Below are 18,526 nucleotides of genomic sequence, written 5' to 3'. Positions count from 1 at the left end.
CTTAATCTAAAATTTTTATGAGTGAATTCAGTGACAGTTATCACCTCTTAGCCTCAAATATAAAAGATGCCAAGTCTTTAATTCGGCAGTCCGAGCGTTATGGAATGGTTATTCCCAGTTCAGGGAAATACATTCCCTTTATCGTGGAGGGACTAAAAGAGGCGGGTGGGCCGATTGATCAGCTTGTTCAGCACAATACTCAACTTCTGATTCACTATGCGTATGCTGGAGACTACGGTTGTTGGGTCAAATTCTTCGACAAAGATATAGAATTGGCTTGCCTCTGCTATCAAGCAGGAGATAATCTGTTGTTCAAAAAACTTGCAGTACCTTTAAATAATTTGGTTAGTCGAGCAATCATCAATGAATCTACTGCGTCTAGTTTGCAAGACCTAGCAACCGATTTAGTTGTTAAAGAAATCGGGTCTAAAATTGCGGGAGTCTTAGGTTTACAGCACGTTTCCTGGTTAAGCTGTACTGATTTAACGTACCAGAGCAAAAAAGAGCTTCAGAAAAAATTTTCAGGTGCTGAATTTGTCAATGTTTCTAAACAAGGTCAGATTGAAGCTCCTGCACAGTGTATCCCAAATGAATGGTGTTCAGAACCAGACCAGCCATCATTTATGTACCTTCCTGTACCAAGTGTGCTATTGACAGTGGAACAAGAAGCTATGGTCAATCGGCATTTTCAATATTGGACTAAATTTGGTGACTATGATAATGAGACCCAACAAGGGTTTTGGATGTATGAACTCTACCGGATGTATCTGCCATCACGATATCGATATCTCTGTAACCGACTGATGAACTTGTTGTATACACAGCCTACCAAACTTTTGGAGACCCTTCGTGCAATCATTAAGCTGATAGACACAGACTTAAACTGGGAAGAATACCTTCGTGGTTTCTAAAACTGACGGAATCAAAGTCCCCCAATTTATCGGGGAATTTAGGGGGATCTAGAACGTTTTGCTACCAAGAAGAGGACTTGTTCATTCATCCTCTCAGGATAAACGCATCTAAAATTTCCCAAAAAAATGAACATCTTGTAGATAAGTTGCTGTAAAAACTGGAAGTGATAGAAACCCCTGTCGAGTAAAATTTAAAGTCTTGGCAGTCAGTAAATTTAATAGTGTAGATTCAAAATTAGTCTTGAAGCAGCAGGACTTAGTGTGAAACCAAACTTCGACAGCTAAATAGCGATCGCATCGCATCTTTACCAAAACTTCCCCGTACCACCTCATATATCTAGAAGTTCATCTAGCTGCAAGTTTGGCAAGTCTGGAGGAATCACAGTTCGGACTATTGTGACTTTATGACTCTCCTGTTGGGTTGTCAAATCAAGTGCGATCGCTTCTAAGCGAATTTCTAAACACCCAAAGGGAATATTTAATTGCGTCATCACTTCCAATCCTCCCAAGGCGTTAGGTAGCAAATTTGTCAATAAATGGGGTTCCTCTAGTAACCAGCGAGTTTGATAATCTTCAAGCCATAACTTGACAACAACTTGGGGAGCTACTTCAGGCAGTACTACGCGCACTATGATAAACTTGCCAGCGATCAATTCGCCGTCTGGTACATGCAGTTCTGGAATTGGCAAAGGCTCAATGGCTGCCGCATTTATGGGTGAGGAAGAGGATAAACCTAACAGTGGTTGCTTCTGTTCTTCAAAAGAGTAATTCTTTGTCCCATTGGCTTCCTGTTCAGTATATGTATCATCTACAACGATTTCTTGCGCCAACCAAGCTGACGCTATATTCATTTTTATGGGAGGAGGGGGGGGCGGTAGTTCTGTTACCACCATTGAGAGTGTTGATTCAGATACTTCTACTACCGGATCTTCCCCTATTTCTAGATCGGCTTCCTTTGCTGTATCTGCGTCTTCTTTAAAGTTCCCAAGCTCAAAAACCGATTGAACTTCTTCGCGTGTCCCTGTGTCAGCATCCAGGTTTAACGGCAAGTTGACATCAACATTGGGAGTTTCACCACTAAGAGAAAGCTGAGTCTGCTGGGCTGGAACATAGCTATCGTGGTCTTCAGGTTCGAGTTCATCGATGGATTCAGGCAAAGAGTATCCTTGGCTGTGCATCCACTTTCTGAGCAGGGGAGATGAGTAAAGGTTACCTGTTGTAATGAATTGTGCATTTGGCTGGGCTTCTACCTCAGCAACAGATTCTTCTTGAAATTGTTCATTTAGCTGGGCTTCTACCTCAGCAACAGATTCTTCTGGAAATTGTTCATTTGGCTGGGCTTCTACCTCAGCAACAGATTCTTCTGGAAATTGTGCATCATCTACTAATAATTCTAGTGTATTTTCATCAGCTACAGTTGTATCCAACTGCGGTAAGTCTTCATTTGCTGGAACTTTCGCATCTGGAGCATTGTTTTTTACTTCTTCTGTATCATCTGGCAGAGCTTGTACCCGTTTCAAGTACGGCAAAGTAGTGTCAAGTATTGGCATTCGACGTTGCTTGATAATCAACTGCTCCAAGTTGATCGCAACCATAATAGTAGTATCCTTTTCCAGAAGTTCCTCTTCTATAGGGGTTTCTGTAACAACATCTGTGGAAGTGTTGGCATGGGTTTGAATAGGGGGCAGTTTCGGCAATTGAGGCGAAGTGCCTAAATTTTTTAAGTTAGATGTCCGCAGGGTGGTTTCTCGCAGAAGTTGTAAATTAATTTGTCGTGGTAAAGGTGTATTTGGGGATTGATTGAGTATCTGAGACTGGTCTGGTTTTGGAATCTTGACCAGATTGAATAGTTTCAAATCTATCCTCACAGCCGCCTCCGGCTCCGTGACAGCACCAGACGAGTTGGATGGTGCTATAAGTCCATTTAAGGATGTACTAGGTGTTGCTGCGGCTGTAATTGCCAGTAATTCTGTTATATCTGCTGTAATGGTGAAGGACTGGCTGGCTAACCGGATGACTTGATCAACATCGGCGAATCGACCAGACAAAGTGATATCTGCCAAAATTAACTTAGATTCAAAATCAGCAGGAATATCAATTGAGGTATTGATGGTGAAGGGTAACTCCTGATCTGGTAAGGGTTGCCGTACCTGGGTCAAGATTTTTGAATTTTTGGGCGATCGCAGTTCAATTCCTAGTTCAAGCGCCCGCAGGTTTTTGGAGAATAATGTTTCAGCCCGATCTAGATTTATCTTTTCTTTGAGTTCTACGTGTCCATTGATTGTAAGAGGTTGTCCCCAACGAGCAATGTAAGTATCCCGAGCTAAAGTTAGCAGTAATGGAAGCGCTGGTTGAGATGAAGGAGAATCTGCAACCTTTTCATCATTGAGCAGGGCTTCAGAATTGGGTAAAGCTAAATCTATTAAATTTTGTAAAATCTGCTCTGCCGTCTCACCTTTGAGCCACACAGAACTCACAGGCTGATCAATATCTTTTTCTGTTTCATCTAGCACAACAGTAGTATTAGGGTTGCTGTCTATAGTAATTACCTGTTCTCTAGCGATCGCTTGCTCTAGGGTAATTTCGGGTTCGTGTATTGCAGTGTATTCTAAGTTCTCTTCATCTGGCACCACAATAGTAACGGGATTACTGTCTGTAGTAATTACCTGTTCTGTAGCGATCGCTTGCTCTAGGGTAATTTCGGGTTCATGTATTGCAGTGTCTTCTAAGTTCTCTTCATCTGGCACCATAATAGGAACGGGCTTACTGTCTGTAGTAATTGCCTCTTCTGTAGCGATCGCTTGCTCTAGGGTAATTTCGGGTTCATGTATTGCAGTGTCTTCTAAGTTCTCTTCATCTGGCACCATAATAGGAACGGGATTATCGTCTGGAGCAATTAGCAGTTCTGCAAAGACTGCGATCGCTTGCTCTAGGGTAATTTCGGGTTCTTCTGGGGCAGTGTATTCTAAGTTCTCTTCATCTGGCACAACAATAGTAACAGGGTTACTGTCTGTAGTAATTACCTGTTCTATAGCGATCGCTTTCTCTAGCGCAATTGCAGGTTCTGCTGGAGCTAGAGATTCCAAATTTTCAAAAACAGTATCTGGTTTGAGTGAATTTAATTCTACATTCTCCCCCTGCTTCCTCTGCCTCCTCTGCTTCCCCCCTACTTCCTGACACAATACTTGAAGTTGGACACTGTAGTGCCAAGATTTACCGAGTAGCTCCGACATTAAATCGCTGATACAGCGCAACTCCCAAACTCCCGGATGGAAGTAGGTAAAGGGAATTAACGCCATTAAGCCTTCTGAATTAGTGCGACGCGATCGCTTGAAAATTCGCCGCTTTGGTAGAACTTCCTGGGTTGAAGAGTGAGTTACCCGCACTTCCACGTCTGTATTAGGAAGGTTAGAACGAGCCAAAACTCTATACTCCCCTTCCAAAATTTCCAAATTTGGCGATTCTAGGATATGCCATGAGCGATCGCCTTGTTTCTGTATCAGAAATTGCCAGTGTTCCATTGTGAGTGATGCCCAGACCGACGAGCCGCCCAATTATATTGTGTATTAACTTGCTTGCAAGTTTACCCCAGTATTTTGTAAATGCATCCTTTAAATGGCTATCTAGTTAACTCAACTTAGTGCCAACTTTTTTTGTATGATTTTTTACCACAATGTCCATTTACCATAGACACAACATACAATAAATTTAAGATTAACTTGACAATTTTTATTAAATTGTGATTGCCCACATTTTTGCTACAAAGAGTTAGGATGTGGCTCTTAAGTGTCCTCTGCCTTCGCTTAGGGTGGGTGCGAAGTGCGATCGCAAATCACCACTTAACCGCGCAGCACGCACCCAACCTACAAAGCAGCGTTTCTTTGAACCACTACAAAGCGTATCCTCACCTGAGTGAAATGTGGGTAACAATGAGGATTTACAGGAGGGATTCGATGCTAGTCATTTTAATGGACGAGCAAATCCTTGCCCCTGAGCAAGTTTGCCAGTCTTGTTTACTCGCTGACAGGAGCGGTCAACCCCGTTGGCGTGGAGGTCAACTGCGCTGTGGTCAAGCCATTGGCAAACTCACTCAACAGCAGGCAGACCAGTATGAGTGTGTAATGGGTTTTCGCATCGCCCATATAGAATAGTTGAATTTGCCAGCAAGACCAAGCAACTGCGTTATCCTAAGCTCAAGTAACTATTAAAATTTAACCACAGGAGAACGCATAATGTCTTGGCGCGGGTCTACAACAGTTTCAGATCGAATTTTTGCTTCCTTGCCTTATTTGCTGCCCCTAGTTGATGGTTTAGTCTTCGGCAGCTTTTTGTTGAGTCAGTTTCCAGCCCTAGCAGTTCTGTTTTTACCACTGCAACCAGTGCTAATAATTTACGGTAGTTTAGGACAATTTGGACAAATAATTGTGTTCTTTGCCTTGTTAATATTAGTGGTGAGAAATGAAAAAATCAGTCACTTTATTCGTTTCAACACAATGCAAGCGATTCTTTTGGACATAGTTATATTTTTGTGTTCCATACTGGTGCGAGTTTTAGGGCAGGTTCCTGGTACTGGCTTCGCAATAGAAACAGTAGCTAACACCATCTTTCTAGGCGTTATAGCAGCAGTTGGATATTCCGCCATCCAGTCTCTACTAGGACGTTATGCGGAAATTCCGGCGATTTCCGATGCAGTGTACATGCAGGTGCGTTAGAAGTTAACGGAGCGCTACGGTGTTTTCCAGGCGACCAATACCTTCAATTTCGACGCGGACGCGATCGCCTGGATGCAATGGACTTACACCCTCCGGCGTGCCTGTAAGCACCAAATCACCAGGTAGTAGCGTCATAACCTGACTGATATAAGAAACTAGAAAATCGGGAGAAAAAACCATTTTATCGATACAGGCAGATTGGACAGGATTGGCGTTGTCATTCACAAAAGTCTGCAATCTCGCTCCTGGATTTAATTCCCGCACGATCCAAGGCCCCAAAGGACAGAAAGTATCAAAACCTTTGGCTCGCGTCCATTGACCATCCTTTTTTTGTAAATCCCGCGCTGTTACATCATTGGCGATGGTGTAGCCCCAAATTTTGGTTTGGGCTACCTCTGGCGTACATTCAAAGGCGTAATCGCCAATCACTAATGCTAACTCTCCTTCATAGTCAACTCTTTGTGACTGGGGAGGATACTTAATTTCCCTCTCAGATGGAATGATCGAGGTGGGTGGCTTGAGAAAAATTAGTGGCTCAGAAGGTACTGAAGTTCCCATTTCGGCTGCATGATCTGCATAATTCTTACCCACCGCCACAATTTTTGAGGGAGCGCAGGGGGCCAGAATTTGGTAATTTTCTGGTGTCAAACTTAAATCAGTGGGTTGTCCTTGCAACCAGGGCGGAGCATCTAACACCTGCACATTTAGGGATAATTGTAGTATCCCATAGTAAATCTGTCCTTCTTGATTTTGAATTCGCACATAGCGTTGCGCCATAACCTTAATGAATATCCTTTTATCTGCTTTTTTGTTGCTGTGAGCGGGTAGCAATCATCAGTTAGCTTTTTAGCGAACCGATTGAGCCTTGAGCCTGAAAGCGATCGCTATAATATGTCCCAATCCGGTTCTGTTAATTTTCATTAGGGACATCCAAAAAATTCAAATTTCGGCGATTTGACTAATGATTCAAATTTAAAACTGGTAAGATTATAGTTCCTTGTTGCTTCAGATGTTGATTAATACCGACATTTTGAATTAAATCAGGTATAAATTAGCACTAGCAGCCAATTCTGTCCATAAGGAGACTGAAAATATGACTACAAGTTACGAAACAATGTACATCCTGCGTCCTGACCTGGGAGACGAACAGGTAGAGCAAGCAATTACTAAATATCAGAATTTGCTTCGGGACCAAGGCGCCGAGGATATGCAAATTCAAAATCGTGGTAAGCGTCGTCTTGCTTATGAAATCAAAAAACACCGCGATGGCATCTACATCCAGTTAAACTACAATGCACCTGCAACTGCGATCGCCCCCTTTGAACGCGCCATGCGTTTGAGTGAAGAAGTGATTCGCTATTTGACAGTTAAGCAGGAAGCCGAAGAGGAAAAACCCCCTAAAGAGGAAAAAGAAAAACCCACTAAAGTGGCAGCAACGGTCTAAGGAGTAGGGAGGAGATGAGGGAGATGAGGAACAAATAATTAATGCTCCACTCGCTACTCCCTAATACTCCATCCCATTCGATAAAATTTTGTTTTTTCTTTTTTCGTTACTTGCTTGGGAATGCTAAATTAACAAATACTTGCCAAAGGTAGTACTCCCGCAGTTATACCTAAGAGTGGACAAGATTCTGAATGGGAGCTGTAAGCTACTGTGAGCCAATCTGATACACCCAACATTCAAGTTCTCTCTACGGAAGTATCGCAGCTACGCCAAGAGTTGCAACTTCGTGATTCGTTAGTGCAACAACTATCTCAAGAACTCTTCCGGCTGGTAAAGGGTAACACTAGTTTTATGCCCCAGCAGCCGGATATTGAGCGCGATCTGACCCAGTTACAGGCTTTGCAAGAACAACTCCAAGCTGTAGAGCAGCAGGTGGCGTTCTATCAAGAGCAAATTACAACTCGTGACTCCGAAATTTACCAATTGCGACAGTCAGTTCAAGAACTCACCGATCGCACCCGCATGTTGGAGCAAGTAGTACAAGAGTTGCCTCAAATTTACCGCCGGAAGTTTGAAGAACGGATGACGCCAGTCAGAGAAAAGGTAGCAATGCTACAACGGGAAAACCGTCAACTACAAGCAGAACTACAAAGTGTGAGTTACCGTTTAGCACTCAAGACTCGCAATGCTAGCCATAGTGGCATTGATTTGCCAAATTTTCCCCGCCCAGCATGCGAAGAAACTAACATTTCGACTCCCCAGAACGCCTAAAGTTACCATTATGGCAAAATTGAACAGGTAAGAAATTGCCGCGACAAACTATCTTGGAGATATCCAACTAGGGGACTGACAAATAAAAAAATGTTCCAAAACTGACGCAAAAACTCTCTCTATTTCTTCTCTCTGCGTTCTCTGTGCGGCAGTCGCTCATGGGGGAAACCCCCAAGACCGCGCTGCCTTGTCTATGTGGTTCGTTTATTGGAATAATTTATTTCTTGGAAGTCCCTAGTACCGCAAGGCGGAAGTCAGGCGCTTTGGGTAAGTCGCGCATTCACGCATTCAAAAATTTAATTTACCAAGCCCATACTTCGACTCCCCTCCCTGCGGGACGCACTCGCGTTCGACTGCGCTCAGAGCAAGTCGCTCAGTAACCATAAATAAATTTAGTAGTTTGAGTCAACTGACGTAGTATTTCACAGCATGGCGTGTTACTACATACATATTTTTTATTTTCAATAAATAAATTTATTTGCTCTGTACGTTTTTTTTCTGGTGAAAAATCTAAAGTTACGCATAATCGTATTCCGAGCTTCTTACGCCATGCTGTACTAGTACAGCATGGCAATAGACATCTCCAGAAATTAAATATGCGTAATCTGAAACCCTTGTAGAGAGGCGAAATTTCGCGTCTCTACATTCATTTTCGGAGATGTCTAATAAATAACAACTATGGAGTTAGAAATAAGGCAAAGGCTGATAATATAGCCTTTCTTACCTCCTGCTTCTTTGCCGTACTAACGTTTTTTATAGAACAATTAAGTAGGTGGACGCTAAAAAATACAACTAAATTAATAAATGTAAATCGCTTAAAACCTTATATTAAAAGCGTTTCTGGCACTTTACATAACTTTATATAGTTCGGTTTAATTGTACCTACTTACTTAGATCAAAGCAATTTTTTGAAAATCCCTCTCTTTCAAAAGCTGGGGAGTCTCACAAATAATTGCATTGTTTTGACCGATTTTGGTCATTTATTAACTTCACTGCTTTAGGTAGATGGCTTGCACCAAGCAGATTCATTGATCTGCTTATTGATATTACCTACGTCAAAGCCATGAGTTTCGATCAACATTCTTCTCTAGAAAAAAGAAAATCAGCCTGCTAGCACTAGACTGTTCTCTTTGAGAATATGAAAAAATGCAAATATTGCTTGACTCCACCATCCATCTATAGGTAGATTTATTATTTAGCCTGCTAGCACCAGACTGTTCTCTTTGACGGTGGTAAAAATGTCTTCGTAAGTGGGGAAAATTTCAAATACTGAATCTAGTTGGGTAAGTTCCAAAATTAACCGTACAGGAGCTTGCACGTTGCATATAACCAAGCGACAACCGCTCTGGCGTGCAGCTTTCAATCCTTTTACTAAAGGGACTAACCCAGAACTGTCCATAAAATTAACTTCTTCTAGGTCGATAACCCAGAGTTGATGAGCTTGGGGCGATACTCTAGCCATCTGTTCACTCAAAGTCTTACCGCCTTCCAAATCTATGCTTCCTTCGGGTTTAAACAAAATAACTTGAAGTTCTTGTGTGAGAATCATGAATTTAACGGGGTAGTTGGAACACTTGACAAAAAATTGAAAAAAAACATCAATACCTTTTCTCTTTCAACAGCAAAATTACTGTTTTACCCAGATATTTGGGTAATTGCGGTCGTGCAGTTGAGAGGGATTATTTCAGTATTCATGCCGTATAATTTGTGATAACTTTCATCAATATAGGCATAAACGCCTAACAATTTCGGTATCAACCGTATCTTTTACAAGATTTTCATCATTTAACGGGATATTTATAAATTCTTTATAAATATTTTGTTTTTTTTTTAATAAATTATGAATTTGTGGTAGCAACCTCTAAACAATGCATAGTTAATAGTCAAAAGTTGATAGTTACCATAGACTATAGTCTATGGATTATTTAGAATTAAACTAATGGCTTAATGGCTCTATGTAGCGGTTTAATTGACACCCCGCGCATAAACAAGCAAAGATATAATAAAAGTAAAAATTTGTAAAGACGGCGGTGCGGGATGTCTTTAGAGCTGATTTCACTAGAAAATATCCAGCAAGTCGCCCACACTTACGGGTATTGGGCAATTTTTTTGGGAATTTTGCTAGAAAATTTAGGCATTCCCCTTCCTGGCGAAACTGTGACCTTAGTAGGCGGGTTTTTAGCTGGTAGCGATGAACTGAATTTCTGGCTGGTTCTCAGTGATGCAATTATGGGTGCTGTAATTGGCGGCACTTGTGGCTATTGGATTGGTAGAGTTAGCGGTTGGTCTTTTCTAGTAAAAGTTGGTAGCATATTTCGGGTTTCTGAAGTGCGGCTGCTGAGTATCAAAGAACAATTTAGTCAAAATGCTGCTAAAGCAGTATTTTTTGGACGTTTTTTGGCATTGTTACGAGTTTTTGCTGCACCACTAGCTGGTATAGCCGAAATGCCTTTTGGAAAATTCTTTTTATACAACTTTTTAGGAGCAGTTGCTTGGGCTAGCTTGATGGTGACATTGGCTTTTTTTGCTGGCAAAATTGTCTCTTTAGAGCAATTGGTTGCTTGGGTAGGTCAATTTGCGATCGCAGCGTTACTGATTCTCGCTGCTTTAATTATTGTGCCTCTGTGGCTAGAGTCTCGCCAAGTTAAGGAAGTTAAGAGTGAGGAGTAAAAAGTTAGGAGTTAGGAGTTAGGAGTTAGGAGTTTGGAGTTAGGAGTTAGGAGTTAGGAGTTTGGAGTTAGGAGTTTGGAGTTTGGAGTAAAGTAAAAAGTTATTTTTTTAACTTTTACTTTTGGATTTTGATTTTTGAAGAGAGGCGATTAATCGCCTCTCTACTCCTAACTCCTGTACAGACGCGATTAATCGTGTTCCTACTCTTAACTTTTGATTTTCTGCGACCAAATGCGAGTCGGTAGTCCCCAAACGTAGATAAAGCCTTCAGCAGCTTTGTGATCAAATTGATCTTCGGCTCCATAGGTTGCCAAATCGGGAGTATAGAGAGAATTATCACTCGAACGCCCAACTATGGTAGAGTTGCCCTTGAACAACTTCACTCGCACAGTTCCAGAGACTCGCTCTTGTGTCTTTTGAATAAAGGCATCCAGGGCAACTTTGAGTGGACTGTACCACAAACCGTTGTAAACGATTTGGCTGTAAGTTTCTTCAATCCCCCGCTTGTAATGAGTGACATCTGCCGTCAAAGTCAAGCTTTCTAAATCCCTATGTGCCTGAATTAACACTAACATCGCGGGTGATTCGTAGATTTCCCGCGATTTGATGCCCACCAGACGGTTTTCGATCATGTCGATCCGTCCGATGCCGTGATTTCCTACCGCCTGATTGAGTTCTTCAATTAGCTCAACTGGTTTTTTAGCTATGCCGTTGATGGTTGTGGGAATACCATTGTGGAAACCAATTTCGATGTACTCTGGCTCATTGGGAGTATCAGCGATCGCTTTGGTCATTTCATAAATTTCTTCTGGTGGCTCAAATGACGGATCTTCGAGTAAACCAGCTTCAATGCTACGACCGAGCAAATTTTTGTCAATGCTGTAGGGAGAGGATTTTTTGACTGGTGAGGAGATACCAAACTTTTCACCATAAGCGATGGTTTGCTCACGGCTCATGCCCCATTCTCTGGCTGGTGCGAGGATTTTTAGGTTTGGGTTTAAGGCGGTTACAGAGACATCAAAGCGAACCTGATCGTTACCTTTGCCAGTGCAACCGTGAGCGATCGCATCAGCACCATATTTTTCGGCTGTTTCTACTAATACTTTAGCAATCAGTGGACGAGCAAGGGCAGTTCCGAGAGGATAACGATTTTCATAAAGGGCGTTGGCTTGAATCGCTCCAAAGGCATAATCTTTAACGAAGCTGTCTTTGACATCCGCCACGAGGGATTCACTTGCACCGGATTTGAGAGCTTTTTCTCGGATTGGCTCTAATTCATCTCCCTGGCCTAAATCTGCTGCTAGGGTAATCACCTCTTCTACACCCCACTCCTGTTTGAGGTAAGGGATGCAAACGGAGGTATCCACTCCACCGGAATATGCCAGGACAACTTTTTTGGCGCGACCCATTAATTTCTCCAGTTAGGAAAACAAACAATGAGTCATTATTATATCTAAACTAATCCATGTATATTTTATTCATATTACCCAAATAAACGAACCACAGAGACACAGAGAACGCAGAGAAATCAGGAGGAGAGAGTTTTTTGGTATTTTTTATTTGGAAGTCCCTTCCCGTTAACTCTTGTCTGATGTTAATAAAACGATGTAGCAATCCTAAATCATTTGTAAATAACAAGATTCCCTAACTTTTTAGAAAAATTGAGAATCTGAGCTTTGAAATTTTATAATTTTAAAAATTTGCAGTGTGGATAATCCCACTCCAATATTCTTGATAATTTGGTTTAAGCTTTTGTGCTTGATGGTTTAGAAGATGCTATCTTTTGACTCAAGAAGAAACTCAACCCGAATACAGAGAATCGAAGCATTAATACTGCAATAGTTTTTTGAGACAGAGACGTGTGTTAGCACGTCTCTGCAACACATCAGTTAGTGTTTAGTGAAGCGGTGGATTAATTTTACGGACTTGCGATCGCAGTTTTCATGGCTTGGAAGATATGACTTTGGTCAACCACACCCCGAACACCAGGTACAGTATAAGTTCCAGAGCTATCTGTAATTTGGAAGCCTTGTCCTAGCGATCGCGTCAGAGTTGATGCATAAGCACCCTGATAGTAAACAGGTACAACGCGGCGGCTATGGCTACCCCAGAGATATTTGTAATTTGGATCAGACCCCCAGAAGTGACCAGCATCAGTAGGATTGTGCTTAACGAAGGTGATGTCCTTGGCGTTATACTTCAAGCCTTTAGCCTGATTTGGGTTAGGATTGGGAGTCAATTTAGAGGCAAAATCATTATTTAGAGTTAGGTAATGGTCATGGTCAGCAGTAACCAATAGCAGGTTCTTGCTCCAACCACCATGATTATCTACCCAACTAATGACCTGCTGGACTGCCTTATCAAAATCATTCATGGTACCAATCAGGTTATCCATGTTGTTGTCATGAGCAGCCCAATCGATATCGCCTCCCTCAACCATCAGCCAGAAGCCATCTTTGTCTTTACCTAAAACGGTTAAAGCTGCTTTGGTTAAATCAGCTAAAGTTGGATTTTCGTTAATTTCTTTAGCGATAAAGCTGGCATCAGTTTCACCAGGAGCCAGAGGACGAACAGTATCAGGTGCAGGAGCATTAGGAGCGATGGGATTACCAGCTGCATCAATGACAGGAACACAATCCCCAGCAGTACCAGTTATTATCTGACCTGATGGACAGGTAGCAGGAGTTCCAGGCTTGACAACAGAGGTATACAGAGAGAAGTTATCCAGACCTGTCAAACTATAGTCTCCCTTAGAGGAACTAACAGGAATGTTGCCATTTTGTCCACGCGCACCATACAGACCAAATAATCTACCCGACTTTCCGCACTTCATCGTGTAATATGCGTAGATTTCCCATAGGTGGAAAAAAATGGTTAAATCAACAACATAAATCGCCAATGGTATTCAATATTAATACTTAATAATTTGAACATTATTAGGAATTTTTATTGAAAAGATAGATAATACATTTTGAAGTGCGGAATGTGGGATCTACCTCCCTTGTTGGGGTCGATTTTAGCAGCCGTTTTTAGCAGTGTCTTAGCTGCATTAGGGCCGCGTTCCAAAAAGGTATAGCCGTAACGATTGGACTTAGGATTATTCTTCAGATGCTGGTAAGTGTCTTCGGTAATGTACGTATACTTAAAGACACCCTCTGCTGTACTTGTGCTTTCTTTATTTTCAAAATCTTTTGGATGACCACCACCCAACAAAATATTGGGTTTAAAGTTCAGCAATGTTTGTTGCAAAATGCTGTCTTGGTTGGTCTTGCTGGGGTCGTAAACACTGTCGTACTTACTACGACGATTTACGAAAGAAGCCGCAGCACCAGGCGTTGCATGGCTAACAGGTACGGAAGTTACCAAGCCTGTAGACTTGCCTTTTTCTTTAGCAATTTCTAGGATGGTTTTCAACTTCTTCTCGTAAATGTCTACCCCCATTGCGTTGTTAAAGCTCTTTACTCCCGTATACAGAGTTGTAGCTGTGTTAGCAGAGTCGGGATAACTGTACTTGATGTAATCTTTGTCGTAAGTACCAGAATTAGCAGGGGTCAAAGGAATCCAAGGAACAGGGCCGCCCTTACTGATGTCATAACCCGTGAGATTACCATTCTCTAAGCTATTACCATCAGATCGATTGCCAGGGTTAAAAGGAGTAGGCTGGAATGAGAATTTGGGACGAAGAGGACTTGCACCAGTGAGTGGATTCGACCCATCCAGAGCAGAGTTAGTTGTTAGATGGGGCTGGTCTGTTGGATTGGCTGGTGTATTTCCTTGAATAGTTGTGCCGTAAGTAGTCACCAATCCATATCCACTTAGCTTTTGGAAGCTCAGACCTGAACCTTTGCCACTTGTGTAAAAAGGAGCGCCTTTGGCAACGGCTGCGGCCCGTGCCATATTCCAGCCCATCCCATCGCCAATCATGATAATTACGTTAACTCCATTACCAGCTGCCATAGTGGGCTGAAAAACAGAATTACCAACTACCAGTAGAACGGTACAAAGCAAGCCAGCCATAGTAAGGGCTAGAAATCGCTTGTACTTTTGCAAAAATGAAATCATTGCAGTATGCCTTAAAGTTAATTGAGCAAGAGTTAAACCGCGTCCATCTTGAAAACTGTAGATATTCCATGATGAAAAGAAAAAACCCTCATCCCCCAGCCCCTTCTCCCAAATTTGGGAGAAGGAGAGCCGCAAAGTTGTCCCTCTCCCTTCTTGGGAGAGGGATTTAGGGTGAGGGCAAAAACTACGGTTCTCAAAATAGATGAGGTTTAGGCGTTAATTTTGATAAAAATTTGGTTCTAGATGACTAGCACCAAAGTCTGAGTATGTAGCTGTCACATCTGGTTGAGTAGAGGCTGTAGCTTGACTTTGGTCAGAGGCGGTTGCTGGTTGTTGATTTGATGTTCCCAAGAACAACAAAGCTGTCATAACCCGACTTTCCGCACTTCATCGTGTAATATGCGTAGATTTCCCATAGGTGGAAAAAAATGGTTAAATCAACAACATAAATCGCCAATGGTATTCAATATTAATACTTAATAATTTGAACATTATTAGGAATTTTTATTGAAAAGATAGATAATACATTTTGAAGTGCGGAATGTGGGATAACCAAACCAGATATAAACCAAGCCAAGGTGCGTTTGTACTGTTTCAGTAATGAAATCATTTTGGATTTTTGAATGAGAGTCATGAGCAGGAAACCTCTTAGTAAATAACCGATTTGCAATGAGCGCAGGCGTAGCCGGTCGTAGACATCGCTATGCTTTGACAGTTAGAAAAAATGCCAATAAGCATTATTTTAAAAGTTCTTTAAAAACTAAATATAGACAAATATTTTGGGTATTATACTAGTAATTAATAAATTTATCTATTTAGCTATGTTCCAGCTTTGAATTTGTTTGATTTGCAGATAACATTAAAACTAAATCTTGGTTAAATAAAGGATGAATTTGCAAAGCCGAAGGTTTTTTATAGCTACTTAGTTGCAAAGTTATCTCAGCAATATTAAAAGTTTTGTGGATGTGAGTTTCCAATTTATTGAGTAAGCGATCGCGTTCTTGAATAGTTGCACATTCAACTGTCAAATTTGCACAAAGCATTACCTTATCTAAGCTAATTGCCCATATATGAAGTTTTTCTACTTGAACAACACCAGGAAAAGATTTGAGGGATATTTCCACATCAACAGGGTCAATTGATTCGGGTGCATACTCCAAAAAAATCTTTAAACTTTCTTGTACTAAAGGTAAAGCACTCAAACCCGTAAAAGTTGCAACGACTAAACTAATAGCAACATCTGCCCACCACCAATCCCAAAGATGAACGGCTATTGCAGCTATAATTACGCCAACTGAACTAACAGTATCAGCAATCACATGAAGCAAAGCTCCCCGTAGGTTTAAGTCGTCGTGAGTGTGGGGATGAAGCAAAGTAATATTGAGCAGATTGACGATTAAACCTAATACTGCAATTGCTAACATTGGTAAGCCTAAAATTGCTACTGGATGTTGCCAGCGTTGAATAGTTTCCAATATGATAAAAGTAGCGATCGCAAATAAACTTAATCCATTAAACAAAGCTGCTAAAACTTCGATACGCTGATATCCAAATGTTGCTTTTTTCTTTGCTGGTTGCTGTGCCAAAAAACTAGCAAGGAGTGATATCGCCAAGGCTGTAATATCCGATAAAATGTGTCCTGCATCCGCCTGTAAAGATAAACTTTGACTCCATAAACCCACACTCCACTCAGCAACAAAAAAAACAGCCAGTAAACCTACTGTTATCCACAAATTTTTTGCTTTTTGGTAATTATTAACTAGTTTTACAGAATCATCTGCACATCCACACCATTGAAGTGAAACCATTACTCAAAAAACCTTTTTACAGTTTAAGTTACCTAAATGCATGAATTTTTATAAGTTTGTTCTAAACTATAATCAATAAAAATTAACAACAGGTTATATGCTGATTAATTAAAATTTATCAACTGTTATTATTTACTGAAAAATAATATCAATTAAGCATAAATACCTCTGCACCTGTTGAATAATCTTTTACAGACATAGAAAAATGTATAATTTCAGGTTTTAGATATGGTAAATTTATATACCTGCTTTTAAATATCCAGCAAATATTGCATCATGGGCAGATTTACCATTTCCGTAAGCAGAATTATGTAAGGAACAGTGTCAGCGTCGCATCTGTCCTATCCTGGAGATGGATAAATAGTGTTGTGTGTGGGTGAGACTGTGTTTTTCAGCGTTGTGATACCAACTTATAATCGCCAACCGATTTTAGAAAAGTGCCTCCGCGCCTTGGAGGTGCAGGAGTTGAGTAAGTCAAGTTCGGTTACTGATTACGAAATTGTCTTAGTAGATGATGGTTCTACTGATGGCACATTGGAGTGGCTAGCAGGACACAAAGAAGAGTTTCCCCATGTGCGCTGGTTTCAGCAAGATCATGCAGGCCCTGCTGCGGCGCGGAATTTAGGGGTAAAACAGGCGCTGGGAGATACAATTATCTTTATTGATAGCGATTTAGTAGTACTGAAGAATTTCCTGCAAGCTCATGCTAATGTATTATTGCAGGGACAAGAGAAATTGGGGAGCGATCGCTTTTTCACTTACGGTGCAGTTATTAATACTTGTAATTTCCATAACCCAACGGCTGAACCCTATAAAGTCACAGATTTTTCAGCAGCTTTTTTTGCTACCGGAAATGTCGCAATCCCTAAACATTGGTTAGATAAAGCGGGACTTTTTGACACCAGCTTTCAACTCTATGGCTGGGAAGATTTAGAATTGGGTGTGCGGCTAAAAAAACTAGGTTTGACATTAATTAAATGTCCAGAAGCTGTAGGATATCACTGGCATCCAGCATTTAAATTAGAGCAAATTCCGCGATTAATTGATCAAGAAATTCAACGCGGACGTATGGGAGTTTTGTTTTATCAAAAGCATCCCACATGGGAAGTGCGAATGATGATTCAGATGACTTGGTTGCATCGCTTACTTTGGGGAATTTTGTCACTCAATGGCGCACTGAATGAGCGAACAATGGCACCTTTTTTGCAATGGCTAATTAATTTAGGTAAACCGCAATTAGCTTTAGAAATTGCTCGAATTTTTCTCAACTGGTACAACGTGAAGGGTGTTTATCAAGCTTATGCCGAAATGCAGCAAGTATCGTGATTGAAAAGTGGGGTTCAAACGTTAGATTTCCCAGTGTGCGTGTCAAATTTGCCTAATTTATCAAATCTACAAGTTTATATTATAGCTCGGCAAGTTCCCAGCCCTCTTTTAATTGTAACCAACTCGATAGGGCAATTCCAAAACACGTTTAATTTCACAAATCCGTCATTAACCTTGCCTTGCGGAGCAAAAATTGCAGTACAGTTTCTTCGCGGGTAATAATATCAACTCTGCCATCCATACCCAATTGAATTTGACATTTCTTTGTAGTGCGACCTAAAGCAAGTTTCTCAGGCTCAATTGTGACTTCATAAAAAGCACCTACAGCAGTTGCTCTGGGGATAGAATTTGTATCAGAGTTTGCATCGTTTTTTTGCGAACTAACAGCATCTGGGGAAATCGTTTTGACAACGCCATTGAGAGTACCGTAATCAGGATAAGGACAAGCTGTGACTCGCATTTGCACTTTTTGACCGACTTTTACCTTACCTTTTTCCTCAGAACCGACAGCTGCTTTGATAATTAAAGGTGCATGGCTAGGAACAATTTGGAGAACTTCCTCCCCAGCCCGGAGAGTTTGACCGGGGTTTCTCAAATTTAGCTTGGAAATAATCCCATCTGCTGTAGCAGTAATAGTAGTTTGCTTCAGATCGATTTCAACTTGCCTGAGTTCGTTCTCTTGGCGCTCTAATTGTTTTTCAGTTTCAATTTTCTCTTTTATAAGTGTTTGAAGTTCTCTTTCTAAGGATGCTTTATTCACTTCCCCAGAGGCTTTTTGTTCAGCAATGCGTTCAGTCGCCATTGCTACCTCTGCATTGCTTG

General features: G+C 41.2%; 15 protein-coding genes and 1 pseudogene. 7 read left to right on the top strand and 9 right to left on the bottom strand.

Going from position 1 to position 18,526, the window contains the following annotated elements; genetic code table 11:
• The first annotated feature begins 17 nt into the window (after positions 1-17).
• Positions 18-911, top strand: coding sequence for a hypothetical protein (locus V7K32_RS17910; protein ID WP_334995169.1), 894 nt, complete (start codon positions 18-20; stop codon positions 909-911).
• Positions 912-1,240: 329 nt separating this feature from the next.
• On the opposite strand, the gene V7K32_RS17905 is transcribed toward V7K32_RS17910, so the two are convergent.
• Both V7K32_RS17905 and V7K32_RS17900 read right to left on the bottom strand, forming a co-directional pair.
• Positions 1,241-4,432: a hypothetical protein gene (locus V7K32_RS17905; RefSeq protein ID WP_334995168.1), complete on the bottom strand. Its 3,192-nt coding sequence runs from the start codon at positions 4,430-4,432 to the stop codon at positions 1,241-1,243.
• A gap of 247 nt (positions 4,433-4,679) precedes the next feature.
• Positions 4,680-4,841, bottom strand: a complete 162-nt coding sequence (locus V7K32_RS17900) for a hypothetical protein (protein WP_334995167.1) — start codon at positions 4,839-4,841, stop codon at positions 4,680-4,682.
• A 23-nt stretch (positions 4,842-4,864) separates the two neighbouring features.
• On the opposite strand from V7K32_RS17900, the gene V7K32_RS17895 reads away from it, so the two are divergent.
• Both V7K32_RS17895 and V7K32_RS17890 read left to right on the top strand, forming a co-directional pair.
• The gene (locus V7K32_RS17895) at positions 4,865-5,062 is read left to right on the top strand and encodes a hypothetical protein (protein WP_334884374.1); all 198 of its coding nucleotides are present in this window, start codon (positions 4,865-4,867) and stop codon (positions 5,060-5,062) included.
• Between the two features lie 81 nt (positions 5,063-5,143).
• Positions 5,144-5,623, top strand: a complete 480-nt coding sequence (locus V7K32_RS17890; protein ID WP_334995166.1) for a Tic20 family protein — start codon at positions 5,144-5,146, stop codon at positions 5,621-5,623.
• Positions 5,624-5,626: 3 nt separating this feature from the next.
• Here the strand turns inward: V7K32_RS17890 and V7K32_RS17885 are convergent, their stop codons facing one another.
• Positions 5,627-6,400 (bottom strand): fumarylacetoacetate hydrolase family protein, encoded by a 774-nt coding sequence (locus V7K32_RS17885; protein ID WP_334995165.1) that lies wholly within the window; start codon positions 6,398-6,400, stop codon positions 5,627-5,629.
• A gap of 316 nt (positions 6,401-6,716) precedes the next feature.
• Between V7K32_RS17885 and rpsF the strand changes: the two genes are divergently transcribed.
• Positions 6,717-7,067 carry a 30S ribosomal protein S6 gene (rpsF, locus tag V7K32_RS17880; protein ID WP_334995164.1) on the top strand — a complete coding sequence of 117 codons (351 nt, stop codon included), beginning with the start codon at positions 6,717-6,719 and terminating at the stop codon, positions 7,065-7,067.
• Positions 7,068-7,277: 210 nt separating this feature from the next.
• Complete coding sequence (locus V7K32_RS17875) at positions 7,278-7,838, top strand: Npun_F5560 family protein (protein ID WP_334995163.1); 561 nt, start codon at positions 7,278-7,280, stop codon at positions 7,836-7,838.
• Between the two features lie 1,195 nt (positions 7,839-9,033).
• On the opposite strand, the gene V7K32_RS17870 is transcribed toward V7K32_RS17875, so the two are convergent.
• Positions 9,034-9,387 carry an STAS domain-containing protein gene (locus tag V7K32_RS17870; RefSeq protein WP_334995162.1) on the bottom strand — a complete coding sequence of 118 codons (354 nt, stop codon included), beginning with the start codon at positions 9,385-9,387 and terminating at the stop codon, positions 9,034-9,036.
• Between the two features lie 488 nt (positions 9,388-9,875).
• On the opposite strand from V7K32_RS17870, the gene V7K32_RS17865 reads away from it, so the two are divergent.
• Positions 9,876-10,508: a DedA family protein gene (locus V7K32_RS17865; RefSeq protein WP_334995161.1), complete on the top strand. Its 633-nt coding sequence runs from the start codon at positions 9,876-9,878 to the stop codon at positions 10,506-10,508.
• Between the two features lie 206 nt (positions 10,509-10,714).
• Here V7K32_RS17865 and V7K32_RS17860 read toward each other — a convergent pair whose 3' ends face one another.
• From V7K32_RS17860 to V7K32_RS17840, 4 genes and pseudogenes are all read right to left on the bottom strand, one after another.
• Complete coding sequence (locus tag V7K32_RS17860; protein WP_334995160.1) at positions 10,715-11,917, bottom strand: argininosuccinate synthase; 1,203 nt, start codon at positions 11,915-11,917, stop codon at positions 10,715-10,717.
• A 515-nt stretch (positions 11,918-12,432) separates the two neighbouring features.
• A pseudogene (locus tag V7K32_RS28820) lies at positions 12,433-14,525 on the bottom strand (alkaline phosphatase); the annotation flags it as partial.
• Positions 14,526-14,786: 261 nt separating this feature from the next.
• Positions 14,787-14,939, bottom strand: coding sequence for a hypothetical protein (locus V7K32_RS17845; RefSeq protein WP_334995159.1), 153 nt, complete (start codon positions 14,937-14,939; stop codon positions 14,787-14,789).
• A 446-nt stretch (positions 14,940-15,385) separates the two neighbouring features.
• Positions 15,386-16,378, bottom strand: a complete 993-nt coding sequence (locus tag V7K32_RS17840; protein WP_334995158.1) for a cation diffusion facilitator family transporter — start codon at positions 16,376-16,378, stop codon at positions 15,386-15,388.
• Positions 16,379-16,762: 384 nt separating this feature from the next.
• On the opposite strand from V7K32_RS17840, the gene V7K32_RS17835 reads away from it, so the two are divergent.
• Positions 16,763-17,704, top strand: a complete 942-nt coding sequence (locus V7K32_RS17835; protein WP_334995157.1) for a glycosyltransferase family 2 protein — start codon at positions 16,763-16,765, stop codon at positions 17,702-17,704.
• A gap of 154 nt (positions 17,705-17,858) precedes the next feature.
• On the opposite strand, the gene V7K32_RS17830 is transcribed toward V7K32_RS17835, so the two are convergent.
• Positions 17,859-18,526, bottom strand: a 668-nt coding sequence (locus tag V7K32_RS17830) for an HlyD family efflux transporter periplasmic adaptor subunit (protein WP_334995156.1), incomplete at its 5' end; no start/stop codon positions are given.

Origin of the sequence: Nostoc sp. (genome assembly GCF_036917635.1) — a bacterium.
Taxonomy (GTDB): Bacteria; Cyanobacteriota; Cyanobacteriia; order Cyanobacteriales; family Nostocaceae; genus Nostoc.
Note: the sequence above shows the minus strand (reverse complement) of the source record. Positions and strands in the feature narration are given on the sequence as shown.